11 protein-coding genes are annotated in these 11851 nt (G+C 67.6%); 8 read left to right on the plus strand and 3 right to left on the minus strand.

From position 1 onward, the window contains the following. Positions 1-3: 3 nt before the first annotated feature. The gene (gene ypfJ / locus E2E27_RS10510) at positions 4-888 is read right to left on the minus strand and encodes a KPN_02809 family neutral zinc metallopeptidase (RefSeq protein WP_141458954.1); all 885 of its coding nucleotides are present in this window, start codon (positions 886-888) and stop codon (positions 4-6) included. 99 nt (positions 889-987) lie between these two features. On the opposite strand from ypfJ, the gene E2E27_RS10515 reads away from it, so the two are divergent. From E2E27_RS10515 to E2E27_RS10535, 5 genes are all read left to right on the plus strand, one after another. Next, positions 988-1749 (plus strand): 3-hydroxybutyrate dehydrogenase, encoded by a 762-nt coding sequence (locus E2E27_RS10515; RefSeq protein ID WP_141458956.1) that lies wholly within the window; start codon positions 988-990, stop codon positions 1747-1749. Further along, complete coding sequence (locus E2E27_RS10520) at positions 1746-3254, plus strand: M28 family peptidase (protein WP_141458958.1); 1509 nt, start codon at positions 1746-1748, stop codon at positions 3252-3254. The genes E2E27_RS10515 and E2E27_RS10520 overlap by 4 nt, the downstream gene beginning before the upstream one ends. An 86-nt stretch (positions 3255-3340) precedes the next feature. Next, the gene (gene guaB / locus E2E27_RS10525; RefSeq protein ID WP_141458960.1) at positions 3341-4795 is read left to right on the plus strand and encodes an IMP dehydrogenase; all 1455 of its coding nucleotides are present in this window, start codon (positions 3341-3343) and stop codon (positions 4793-4795) included. A 9-nt stretch (positions 4796-4804) separates the two neighbouring features. Continuing rightward, positions 4805-5983 (plus strand): RsmB/NOP family class I SAM-dependent RNA methyltransferase, encoded by a 1179-nt coding sequence (locus E2E27_RS10530; RefSeq protein WP_141458962.1) that lies wholly within the window; start codon positions 4805-4807, stop codon positions 5981-5983. Between the two features lie 62 nt (positions 5984-6045). Then, positions 6046-6540 (plus strand): tetratricopeptide repeat protein, encoded by a 495-nt coding sequence (locus tag E2E27_RS10535; RefSeq protein ID WP_181443410.1) that lies wholly within the window; start codon positions 6046-6048, stop codon positions 6538-6540. Positions 6541-6544: 4 nt separating this feature from the next. Here E2E27_RS10535 and E2E27_RS10540 read toward each other — a convergent pair whose 3' ends face one another. After that, positions 6545-7024 (minus strand): RNA pyrophosphohydrolase, encoded by a 480-nt coding sequence (locus E2E27_RS10540; RefSeq protein WP_141458964.1) that lies wholly within the window; start codon positions 7022-7024, stop codon positions 6545-6547. Beyond that, a complete protein-coding gene (locus tag E2E27_RS10545; protein WP_141458966.1) occupies positions 7021-7971 on the minus strand; it encodes an alpha/beta hydrolase in 951 nt (316 codons plus the stop codon). Before E2E27_RS10545 ends, E2E27_RS10540 begins: the two co-directional genes overlap by 4 nt. Before the next feature lie 96 nt (positions 7972-8067). Here E2E27_RS10545 and E2E27_RS10550 point away from each other — a divergent pair, with 96 nt between their 5' ends. The 3 genes from E2E27_RS10550 to E2E27_RS10560 all read left to right on the plus strand — a co-directional run bounded on the left by E2E27_RS10550 (position 8068) and on the right by E2E27_RS10560 (position 11825). After that, a complete protein-coding gene (locus E2E27_RS10550; protein ID WP_141458967.1) occupies positions 8068-9063 on the plus strand; it encodes a metal-dependent hydrolase in 996 nt (331 codons plus the stop codon). 120 nt (positions 9064-9183) lie between these two features. Further along, a complete protein-coding gene (locus E2E27_RS10555) occupies positions 9184-10575 on the plus strand; it encodes a cryptochrome/photolyase family protein (protein WP_141458969.1) in 1392 nt (463 codons plus the stop codon). Positions 10576-10640: 65 nt separating this feature from the next. Then, a complete protein-coding gene (locus E2E27_RS10560; protein WP_141458970.1) occupies positions 10641-11825 on the plus strand; it encodes a serine hydrolase domain-containing protein in 1185 nt (394 codons plus the stop codon). Positions 11826-11851: the final 26 nt, after the last annotated feature.

Genomic DNA, 11851 nt, shown 5'->3' on the forward strand with positions numbered 1-11851 from the left:
GGTTCAGTTTCCTTCGAAAAATACGTCGCAGGCGGCATCGTTGCGCGCCTCCAGTCCGCGCCGCAGCGCGTCCATGCGCTGGCGGCTGGTGCCGTGGGTGAAGCCTTCGGGATTGATCCGCTGCCCGGCATTGCGCTGGAGCGTGTCGTCGCCGATCGCGCTGGCGGCCTTGAGGCCCTCCTCCAGGTCGCCCGGTTCGATCAGGTTGCGGTTCTTGCCCGCCCACATCCCGGCATAGCAATCGGCCTGCAACTCCATCGCCACCTGCAACTGGTTCGCCGCGCGCGGATCGCGCTGCTGCGCGGCGCGCACTTGCCCGGCCAGCCCGGTGATGTTCTGGATGTGATGGCCATATTCATGCGCGATCACATAGAGCCGCGCGAAATCGCCGCCGGTGCCGCTCATCCGGGCGAGCTGATCGTAGAAGCCGGTGTCGATGTAGATACCCTTGTCGGCGGGGCAGTAGAACGGCCCCACCGCCGATGTCGCGCTGCCGCAGCCTTCGGTGTTGACCCGGCCGCCGCGATAGAGATCGAGCACCGGCTGTTCGAAGCGCAGGCCCGCGCGGGCAAAGGCGGCGGACCAGGTTTCGTCGAGACTGGTGAGCGCGTTGCAGGCCTCGGTCGCGTATTCGCTTTGCGTGCAGACCTCCGCTTCGGAAAGCTGCCGCGCGCCGTCGCCAGCGCCTTGCCCGGCGGGCGCGGTTTGCTGCTGCACGCCCTCGATCAGCCCGATGGTCTGCGACGGATCGAGCCCGAACACCAGCGCGCCGATCAGCGCGATCGCCAGCGTGCCGCAACCCAGCCCGCCAGCGCGGCCCATGCCGCCGCCACCGCCATCCGACGAGCGGACGTTGATCCGAGATGTATCGAATGGCCCCAACCGCATTGATGTATTCCTTTTCCTTCCCCCAAGGGCTCAGCAATTTGCTGGACAGGCGCACGTCCTGCGGCAAAAGCGAACTCCTGTAATCCGAACGTGCAGGAGATGTTCCGAATGCTCAAGGACAAGCGCGCCCTTGTCACCGGATCGACCTCGGGAATCGGCCTCGCCGTGGCGCGCGCGCTGGCGGCCGAGGGCGCCGAGGTCGTTCTCAATGGCTTTGGCGACGCGGGCGAAATCGCGAAGCTGTGCGAGGAACTGGGCGCGACCCATCACGGCGCCGATCTGATGGACGCCTCCGCGATTGCCGCGATGATGGGCGCGATCGGGCCGGTCGACATTCTCGTCAACAATGCCGGGATGCAGCACGTCGCCCCGGTCGAGGATTTCCCGGTGGCGAAGTGGGACGCGATCATGGCGCTCAACCTCTCGGCCGCGTTCCACACCACGCGCGCGGCGGTGCCGGGGATGAAGGCCAAGGGCTGGGGGCGGATCATCAACACCGCCAGCGCGCATTCGCTGGTCGCCTCGCCGTTCAAGAGCGCCTATGTCGCGGCGAAGCATGGCCTTGCGGGCTTCACCAAGACCATCGCACTGGAACTCGCCACCAGCGGGATCACCGCCAACTGCATTTCTCCCGGCTATGTCTGGACACCGCTGGTCGAGAACCAGATCCCCGACACCATGGCCGCGCGCGGGATGACGCGCGAGCAGGTGATGAACGACATCCTGCTCGCCAAGCAGCCGACCAAGCAGTTCATCACGCCCGAGGATGTCGCCGCGCTGGCGGTGTTCCTGTGCGGCGATGCGGCGCGGGGGATTACCGGCGCGAATTACGCGCTCGACGGGGGCTGGACGGCCGAATGATGGCAGCGCGCTTCCGGCTGCTGGCGCTGGCACTGGCGAGCCTCGCGCTCGCGGCCTGTACCAAGACCCCGCCTGCCGCCACACCCGGTCTTGCGCAAAGCGAGATTGCCGAGCGGCTGCGCGCCGACATCGCGATGCTCGCCAGCGACGAATTCGCCGGGCGCAAGCCGGGCACGCCGGGCGGGCGGGCGACGCAGGACTATCTGGAAAAGCGCTTCGGCGAGATCGGGCTGGTCTCGGGCACCAATGATCCGGGCTCATACTGGCTGATGCCGGTCGATCTGGTCCAGGTCGAACCGCTGACCGGCAAGCTCACACTGGGGCAGGGGCGCAGGGCGGTGACGCTGTCGGACGAGGAGGCCGCCGTCTTCACCCCGCGTCGCCGCGCGCTGGCGGCGGGCGGGCCGGGGACGGGGGTGCCGGTGGTCTTCGTCGGGCTGGGCGACGGGTCGGTGCTGGGCGATGCGCTGGCGGGGGCGGCGGCGCTGATGCTCGCCGATCCGGGGCGCGATACGGCGCGGCGCGAGGCGCTGTTCCGCCAACGCGCGACTGCGGTCGTCACCGTGGTGGCTGACGCCGAAGCGCTCGCCGAGGTTCGCCGCCGTGAGAGCCGCGCGCGGGTGGAACTGGCGAGCGATCAGCTCGACACGCTCTCGGCTTATATCACCGACGCTGCGGTCGCGAAGGTGGTGGGCCCCCGGCGCTGGCAGCGGTACAAGGCCGAAGCGGGCAAGGCGGATTTCGCGCCGCTCGAACTCAATCTCGCCATGACGATCGAGGCGACTGCCGACCGGCGCGAATTCCCGAGCCAGAACGTGATCGGCAAGATCCCCGGCAGCGCGCCGGGATCGGGCGCGGTGCTGCTGCTGGCGCATTGGGATCATCTGGGCGACTGCGGCCCGCCCTCCGCCTCCGATCACATCTGCAACGGCGCGGCGGACAATGCCAGCGGCGTGGCAATGATGCTCGAACTCGCCCGGCGGCTCAAGGCCGGGCCGCCGCTGGCGCGCGACATCTATGTGCTCGCCGTCAGCGCCGAGGAGGACGGGCTGCTCGGCACTTATGCCTTCCTCAAGTCTCCGCCGTTGCCGATCGAGAGCATCGTCGCCGCGTTCAATTTCGACATGATGGCGGTGGCCCCGGCAGGCAGCCCGCTCGGCATGATCGGTGCGGGGCGCAATCCGGCGCTCGATGCGGTGATCGGCGATGCCATTGCACGGCAGGGGCGCGTGATGGGCGACCAGAGCCTCGCCGACAGCTATCTTCAGCGGCAGGACGGGTGGGCGCTGATCCAGGCCGGTGTGCCCGCCGTGCTGCTGTCGAGCACCTATGGCAGCCGCGCGGTGCTCGATCCCTTCATCGGCTCGCGCTATCACCGCCCCTCGGACGAGGCTGCCGCGGTGGAACTGGGCGGCGCGGTGCAGGATCTGCTGCTGCACGAGGACGTGATCCGCATCGTGGCCGACCCTGCACGCTTTCCCGCGCCCGCCGCCGCGCAGCCCTAGCGCTTTGGCGCGCGTGCGGTTACATGGGCCGCCACGATTCTCCCGCTGGAGGAGAACCCTCTCTCGACCCTCAGAAAGTGGCGCCCATGGATATCCCGCTCGGTCTTACCTTCGATGACGTTCTGCTCCGCCCGGCGGAATCGAGCGTCCTGCCGAGCATGGCCGACACCTCGACCCGGCTGACGCGCGAGATCGCGCTCAATATCCCGGTGCTGTCCTCGGCGATGGACACCGTGACCGAGGCCGACATGGCGATCGCGATGGCGCAGCTCGGCGGGATCGGCGTGCTGCACCGCAATCTCGATGTCGAGGCGCAATGCGCCGCCGTGCGCGCCGTGAAGCGCTACGAAAGCGGCATGGTGGTCAATCCGATCACGATCCAGCCCGACGCGACGCTCGGCGAGGCGCAGGCACTGATGCAGGCCAACCGGATCAGCGGCATTCCCGTGGTCGATGCCAGCGGCAAGCTGGTCGGCATTCTCACCAACCGCGACGTGCGCTTTGCCGAGAATCCCGCGCAGCCGGTGCGCGAGCTGATGACCACCGAGAACCTCGCCACCGTGCCATTGGGCACCGGGCAGGAAGAGGCGCGGCGGCTGCTCCACGCCCGCCGGATCGAGAAGCTGCTGGTGGTCGACGATGCCTTCCGCTGCATCGGCCTCATCACGGTGAAGGACATCGAAAAGGCGGTGAACTACCCCCACGCCACCAAGGACAGCACCGGCCGCCTGCGCGCGGCGGCGGCGACCACGGTGGGCGATGCAGGCTTCGCGCGCACCGAGGCGCTGGTCGATGCCGAGGTCGACGTGATCGTGATCGACACCGCGCACGGCCACAACACCGAAGTCGCCCGCGCGGTCGAGCGGGTGAAGAAGCTCTCCAACCGGGTGCAGGTGATCGCGGGCAATGTCGCCACCGCCGAGGCGACCCGCGCGCTGGTCGATGCCGGGGCGGACGCGGTCAAGGTCGGGATCGGGCCGGGCTCGATCTGCACCACCCGCGTCGTCGCGGGCGTGGGCGTGCCGCAGCTGACCGCGATCATGGAAAGCGCCGCCGAGGCGGCCAAGTCGGGCGTGCCGGTGATCGCCGATGGCGGTCTGCGCACTTCGGGTGATGCGGCCAAGGCGCTGGCGGCGGGCGCGTCGAGCGTGATGATCGGCTCGATGCTGGCGGGCACTACTGAAAGTCCGGGCGAGGTGTTTCTCTATCAGGGCCGCTCTTACAAGGCCTATCGCGGTATGGGCTCGGTCGGCGCGATGGCGCGCGGCTCGGCCGACCGCTATTTCCAGCAGGACGTCTCCGCGATGAAGCTGGTGCCCGAAGGGATCGAGGGGCAGGTGCCGTTCAAGGGCCCGGCCGCGGACGTGGTTCACCAGCTGGTCGGCGGGATCAAGGCCGCGATGGGCTATACCGGATCGAGCACGATCACCGATCTGCAGAGCCGTGCGCAGTTCGTGCGCATCACAAATGCGGGCCTCTCGGAAAGCCACGTCCACGACGTTGCGATCACCCGCGAAGCCCCCAATTATCCCACGCGCTAAGGACACATCATGACCCCCGCCGCTAGAATACAGGCGGCGATCGAGCTGCTCGATACCGTCATCGCATCGGCCCGCGCCAAGGGTGCGCCTGCCGACCGGATCATCGCCGATTATTTCCGCGCCCGCCGCTATGCCGGATCGAAAGACCGGCGGGCGGTGCGCGATCTCGTTTACCGCGCGATCCGGTTGTGCGGCCCGGTGCCCGCCAGCGGCCGCGCGGCGATGCTGGCGGTGGCGGCGCAGGACGAAGCGGTGAGAGCGCAGTTCGACGCCTCCCCCCACGGTCCCGCACCGATCGGCGAGGGTGAGGAGCCCGCCAGCACCGGCCTTGCCCCCAAGTGGCTCGCCGCGGCGCTGCGCGCCTCGGACCTCGGCGGGCGCGAGATTGCCGCCCTGCTGGGCCGCGCGCCGCTCGATATCCGGGTCAATGCCCTGAAGGCCGACCGCGGTACAATCGCGCTGCCCGAAACGGGCGAGGCTCTGCCCTCGGCGCAAGGCTTGCGCTTTGCCTCGGGCACGCCGGTCGAACAATGGGAGGCCTATGCCGAAGGGCTGATCGAGGTGCAGGATTGCGGAAGCCAACTGATCGTCGAGGCGCTGCCGGTTGCGCCCGGCGATACCATTATCGATCTGTGCGCCGGGGGAGGGGGCAAGACCCTCGCACTCGCCGCAAGGCTGGGCAATGCCGCGAGCCTCGTTGCCGCCGACACCGACAAGCGCCGCCTCGGCAACCTCGCACCGCGGGCCGCGCGCGCCGGTGCGGCGGTGGATCACACCGTGCTGCTCGATCCGGGCCGCGAGATGCAGGCGCTGGCGCCCTTTGCGGGGAAGGCCGATCACGTGCTGGTCGATGCGCCCTGTTCGGGAAGCGGGACATGGCGGCGCAGCCCGGAGGGGCGCTGGCGGCTCGACAAGGGCGAGCTTGGTCGGCTGAATCAGTTGCAGGACCATGTGCTCGCTCTCGCCGCGCGGCTGACGTGCCCCGGCGGCAGCATCGCCTTCGTCACCTGCTCGGTGCTCGATGCCGAAGGGCCGGACCGCATCACCGCCTTCCTCGCCCGCCATCCCGGCTGGCGCAGCGAGCCGCTGACGCTCCCGCTGGGCCGCCCGCGCGGCGCGGGAATCCGGCTCGATCCGCTCCACGACGGCACGGATGGTTTTTTCATCGCCTGCTTGCGTTCACCATGATAGCCTCGCATGTTATGGATACCTCTTCCGGTTCCCGGTCCCATGCACTGAAGGAGCTTCTGATGCGTTTCGCGCCCCCTGCCGCCGCTCTGTCCCTGTGTCTGGCCATGACGGCGAGCATTTCGAGCGCGGATGTCGGCGATCCCGATCCGCGTGCGGGGGTGCTGATCGGGCAGGGGCAGGCGGCGCTCGCCGCGGGCGATGCGCAGGCCGCGATCGACGCCTTCGAAGCCGCGCTGGCAGTCGATCCTGCCTATACGCCGATCTTCATCGACCTTGCCGAAGCCGCGCGCCAGCAGGGTCTGCAGGGCAAGGCGATCCGCTATTACCGCGAGGCGCTGGAGCGCGATCCGGGCAATTTCGCCGCAATCTCGGGCGAAGGGGCGGCGCTCGTGGAAAAGGGCGCGCTGGAGAAAGCCAAGCGCAACCTTGCCAAGCTGCAATCGCTGTGCGGGGACGACTGCCCCGAAACGGTCGCGCTGCAATCGAGCATCGCGCGTGGCCCATCGCCCAAGCTGGCGGTGGAGAGCAACGCGGACTCCGCCACCGCCAACTGAGCGGTCAGATCAGGTCGCGGAACTCCGCCAGCACTTCCTCGTAAACCGCCCGCTTGAACGGGATGATCAGCGCGGGCAGATCCTCCGGCGCGATCCAGCGCCAGGCGTGGAATTCGGGCGGATCGTGCGCTTCGAGGTCGATATCGGCATCCTCGCCCAGAAAGCGCCCGAGGAACCAGTGCTGTTCCTGCCCGCGATACTTGCCCTTCCATACCTTGCCGACCAGTTCAGGGGGAAGATCGTAGCGGATCGGGCGTGAGGCGGGGGCGATCACTTCGACCAGATCGGGGCCGACGCCGATCTCCTCCTCAAGCTCGCGCAGCGCGGCGGCGCGCACGTCCTCACCCTTGTCGATCCCGCCCTGCGGCATCTGCCAATAGCCATGCGCCGAAGGATCGATCCGCTCGCCGACGAAGACGAGCCCCTCGCGGTTCACCAGCATGAAGCCCGCGCAGGGGCGATAGGGCAGGTGGTCGAAGCTCATGCCGGATTCTCCAGCATGAAGCGCATCGCGGCGACAATGCGCTCGAGATCGCCCTGCGTGCTCGGCACGGCTGCGCGCAGGTTGGTGAAGCTGTGCGTCACCCCGCGCATTTCGATGAACAGGCAATCGCGCCCGGCATCGACCAGCGCCTTGGCATAGGCGCGGCCCGAATCGCGGATCGGATCGAGGCTGGCGGTGACGACAATGGACGGCGGCGCGTTGTCATGCCGGCCGAGGATCGGGAAGCCGCGCGGGTCGGTGCGGTCGGCAGCGTAGGCGGCGTCGAAGAAGCCCATGCTCTCTGCGGTGAGCACGAAGCCTTCGGAGAAGGCCGCCATGCTGTCCGAGCCATTGGCATCGGCCACCAGCGGGAAGATCGGCACCTGCAGCAGCACGGGCGTGTGCGCCGGATCGGCGGCGAGCAGCTGGCCGACCACCACGGTGGCATTGCCGCCCGCAGAATCGCCGATGGTGACGATACCGCTGGGGGTGAGGCCCAGCGCCTCAGGGCCAGCGGCCACCCAGCGCGTCGCCGCCTCGCAATCGAGGATCGCTGCGGGGAAGGGCGCTTCGGGCGCGCGGGCATAGTGCACCGCGACCAGCGGAAGATCGGCGAGCGCGGCGATTTCGGTGCACAGCGCATGGTGGGTGTCGAGATCGCCGATCACGAAGCCGCCGCCGTGGAAGAAGACGATCACCGGCGTCGGTCCCTCACGGCTCTCGCGCGCGTCGTAGAGGCGCAAGCCGATATCGCCATTGGGGCCGGGGCAGTCGAGGTCGCGGATTACGGCGAGGTCGCGCGCCGGACGGTCGGCGAGGTTGTGCAGCGCCTGATAGGAGGCGCGCGCTTCCTCCAGCGTCATGTCGACGAGCTTGGGCCCGTTCACCTGCGCCATCATGTCGAGGAAAGCCTTCATGTCGGGGCGGATGTAAGGCGCGTCGGTCATCGTGGTTCTCTCCCGTGTCTTGGGGCGAAGCGATAGGCGCTGCTGCGGCGCATTTCCACTCGCTAGATTGGCGGCGGCGCGCTAGCCATCCTTCCCATGGACAATCTGACACATAGCCTTGTCGGCGCGGTGCTGGGGCAGGCGGGGCTGAAGAAGACCACCGGCCTCGCCATGCCCGCGCTGATCATCGGCGCGAACCTGCCGGACGTGGATGCGGCGTGCTTCTTCTGGCTGGAGGGCACCGAGCATCTCGCGTTTCGCAGGGGCATAACCCACGGCCCGCCCGCGCTGGTGCTGCTGCCGCTGGTGCTGGCGGGGATATTGTGGGCGTTCGACCGCTGGCAGGAGCGGCGCGGAAAGCGCCCCGAGGGGCGACTGCCGGTGCGCTTCGGCTGGCTCTATGCGATGGCCTTCATCGGCTGCCTCAGCCACCCCTTCTTCGACTGGCTCAACGTCTATGGTATCCGGTTGCTGGAGCCGTTTTCGTCGCAGTGGTTCTACGGCGATACGCTGTTCATCATCGATCCGTGGCTGTGGGCAATGCTGATCGCGAGCGTATGGTGGTCGCGGCGGCGGGAGACGGCGGGGGCGGCCAAGTGGGCGCGGCCCGCGCAGGTGGGGATTGCGGCGATGCTGACCTATATTAGTCTCAACGGGATGATTTCGGCGCGCGCCTCACGCGATGTCGTCCCTGTCGCGCAGAAGGGAATGTTGGAACGGCATGGACGCACGGTTATCGCAAGCCCCGTCCCGCTAGCATTCTGGAAGCGCGAGACAATCTATCACGATCTCGAAATTGAGAACGAGATTGTAACGTTAAGATACAGGCTCGGTGATTGGTCCATCTTTGGTGGGTTGAAGGGCGAGGTTAGGATCCCCGACAGCGCATGTGGGCGACGGATGGCAGAGATCGTGGAGATGTCTGGCTCGCAGGCCGACGCATTCCTGTTCTGGTCGCGAACGCCCCTGCGTGCCCGTTCGGCGGACGGATCGGTGATCCTGTACGACGCGCGCTTCTACGATCCGCGCGCGCGGGACCGCTTCTCGGTCGCGCTGCCGGATGTGCAGTGTGAGGAACTACCGGGCGGGTAGGCGCATTACCTCCCCACACCCGTTCGGGCTGAGCTTGTCGAAGCCCTGCTCTTCCTTTTCGAACGGCGTTGAAGAACAAGGACGGCCCTTCGACAAGCTCAGGGCGAACGGAGGTTTGTTTTGAGTTCCCCCCAAATCGTATGGCTCCGCCGCGACCTGCGCCTCGCCGATAACCCTGCGCTGTATCACGCCGCCAAGGCCGGGCCGGTGGTGTGTGTCTTCGTGCTCGATGACGACGCGCCCAAGCACCACGCCTATGGCGGCGCCTCGCGCTGGTGGCTCCATCATTCGCTCGAAAGCCTGTCGAACAGCCTCGCCCAGCGGCACGCGAAGCTGATCCTGCGGCGCGGGGATGCGGTGGAGGAGTTGGCGAAGGTCGCCAAGCAGACCGGCGCGAGCGTGATCCACGCCAATCGCCATTACGAGCCGTGGTGGCGCAAGGCGCAGAAGAAGCTTGCCGAAAGTCACGACCTGCAACTCTACGACGGCAATTACCTGATGCCGCCCGGCAGCGTCACCACGGGCAGCGGCGATCCCTACAAGATCTACACGCCCTTCTTACGCGCGATGCGCAGCGCCTTTCCGCCGCGCGACGAATTGCCTGTGCCCGAAACCTTGTCCTCGCCGGAAAACTGGCCCGCCAGCGACGACCTGGATGATTGGAACCTGCTCCCCACCAAGCCCGACTGGGCGGGGGGGATGCGCGACTTCTGGCAGGTGGGCGAGGATGCGGCGCGCGACCGGCTCGAAGCGTGGGAAGCCGATGTCGACGATTACGACGACAAGCGCAATTTCCCCTCGGTCGACAAGGTCTCGCGCCTCTCGCCGCATCTGCACTTCGGCGAAATTTCGCCGATCCAGATCTGGCACCACTTCAAGCACAAGCGCTCGGACGGCTGGCGCACCTTCGAGGGCGAGCTGATCTGGCGCGACTATGCCCAGAACGCGATCTGCCAGTTCCCCGACTATGCCACCGCGAATTACCGCGAGGACTTCGACAAGTTCCCGTGGCGCGATCCCGCGAAGGACGAGAAAGCCGCCAGCGATCTGAAAGCCTGGCAACAGGGCCGCACCGGCTACCCGATCGTCGATGCCGGGATGCGGCAGCTGTGGCAGACCGGCTGGATGCACAACCGCGTGCGGATGATCACCGCGAGCTTCCTCATCAAGCATCTGCTGATCGACTGGCGCGAGGGCGAGAAGTGGTTCTGGGATTGCCTCGTCGATGCCGACTACGCCTCCAACGCCACCAACTGGCAGTGGACGGCGGGGACAGGAGTGGACAGCAACATGTTCAGCCGGATCATGGCGCCGCTGACCCAGTCGGAGAAATTCGATGCCGCGCGCTATATCCGCACCTATGTGCCCGAGCTCAAAGGGCTGTCCGATGCCGCGGTGCACGATCCCGAGGAGGCCGGGTGCCGCCCCTCCGGCTATCCGCGCAAGATCATCGCCCACAAGGCCGCGCGCGAGCGGGCGCTGGCGGCACTCAAGGACATGAAGGGCGGCTGACAGGGCTTGCCCGCCAGCGCTTCGCGCGCCAAAGCCTCTCGCAACGATAGTGAGAGGGCAAGACCATGGGGATGATCAGACACGCGGTTTCGGGTGCGGCGCTGGCGATGCTGCTGGCGGCGAGCGGCGTAAGCGCCGAGGAACAGGGCCCCGCCACGCCGGATGCGCGCCTCGTCCAGCCGCCCGCGCGCGATCCGTCCGATCTGCAGGTGCTGTTCTGGACCGACGAACAGCGCAGCGAGCGGTTCCGCGAAATGGAGCAGTGGTTCGCAGGCCACGAAGTCCCCGCCGCCGCTACGCCCCGTCTGCTCGAAAAGGGCACGCCGCTCAGTGCGGAATTGCAGGCCGAATTGCAGGCCGCGATGGCCGCGACCGGCACCGCCGGCATCATGGTGCTGGTCGACGGCAAGATCGCCTATGAGGCCTATGGGCTCGGCATGGGGCCGCAGGATCGCTGGACCAGCTTTTCGGTCGCCAAGAGCTTCACCTCCACCCTGCTCGGTGCGGCGGTGAAGGATGGGCTGATCAGCCTCGATGATCCGGTGACCAAGCATATCCCGGGCCTCGCCGGCAGCGCCTATGAGGGCGTGACCGTGCGCCAGCTCGCCACCATGACCAGCGGAGTCGCGTGGAACGAGGATTACACCGATCCCAACAGCGATGTCGCCCAGACCCAGAGCTTCGTGATCGAACACGGCGCGAACGCCATCGTCGCGCAGATGAAAGCGCTCCCGCGCGAGGCCGAGCCGGGGACCAAGTGGTCCTACAAGACCGGCGAGACCAACCTCATCGGTGTGCTGGTCGAAAATGCGGTGGGCGAGCCGCTGGCCGAATACGCCAAGCGCAAGATCATCGACCCGGCCGGGTTCGAAGGCGACCTGTTCTGGATGGTCGATCCGCGCGGCGGCAATATCGGCGGGTGCTGCCTGTCGATCACGCTCGCCGACTATGCGCGCATGGGACAATTCGTGCTCGAAGGCGGGAAGGGCGCGGTGCCCGACGGCTGGTTCGCCGAGGCGACCGACAGTCAGGTCGATTTCGGCGACAGCGGCTTCGGCTATGGCTACCAGTGGTGGACCTACCCGCAAGGCACCTTCGGCGCGCAGGGGATCTTCGGGCAGGGCATCACCCTGTTCCCCGACAAGCGGGTCGTCTTCGCCTATATCGGCAACTGGAAGCAGGCGAGCGGCGGGCCGACGCGCGGCGAGATCCTCGATCTCAGCCGCAAGGTCGCCGCCGAGGTTCGCTGACACACGCGGCGGCACCCCGCCGCCGC

It is taken from the genome of Porphyrobacter sp. YT40 (assembly GCF_006542605.1).
GTDB lineage: Bacteria > Pseudomonadota > Alphaproteobacteria > Sphingomonadales > Sphingomonadaceae > Erythrobacter.

What these genes read in the sequence shown, in the direction of transcription:
- E2E27_RS10530 (WP_141458962.1), top strand. Translation starts at nt 4,805, where the DNA reads ATGACCCCCGCCGCTAGAATACAGGCGGCGATCGAGCTGCTCGATACC.
- E2E27_RS10515 (WP_141458956.1), top strand. Translation starts at nt 988, where the DNA reads ATGTTCCGAATGCTCAAGGACAAGCGCGCCCTTGTCACCGGATCGACC.
- guaB (WP_141458960.1), top strand. Translation starts at nt 3,341, where the DNA reads ATGGATATCCCGCTCGGTCTTACCTTCGATGACGTTCTGCTCCGCCCG.
- ypfJ (WP_141458954.1), bottom strand. Translation starts at nt 888, where the DNA reads ATGCGGTTGGGGCCATTCGATACATCTCGGATCAACGTCCGCTCGTCG.
- E2E27_RS10545 (WP_141458966.1), bottom strand. Translation starts at nt 7,971, where the DNA reads ATGACCGACGCGCCTTACATCCGCCCCGACATGAAGGCTTTCCTCGAC.
- E2E27_RS10520 (WP_141458958.1), top strand. Translation starts at nt 1,746, where the DNA reads ATGATGGCAGCGCGCTTCCGGCTGCTGGCGCTGGCACTGGCGAGCCTC.
- E2E27_RS10535 (WP_181443410.1), top strand. Translation starts at nt 6,046, where the DNA reads ATGCGTTTCGCGCCCCCTGCCGCCGCTCTGTCCCTGTGTCTGGCCATG.
- E2E27_RS10560 (WP_141458970.1), top strand. Translation starts at nt 10,641, where the DNA reads ATGGGGATGATCAGACACGCGGTTTCGGGTGCGGCGCTGGCGATGCTG.
- E2E27_RS10540 (WP_141458964.1), bottom strand. Translation starts at nt 7,024, where the DNA reads ATGAGCTTCGACCACCTGCCCTATCGCCCCTGCGCGGGCTTCATGCTG.
- E2E27_RS10550 (WP_141458967.1), top strand. Translation starts at nt 8,068, where the DNA reads ATGGACAATCTGACACATAGCCTTGTCGGCGCGGTGCTGGGGCAGGCG.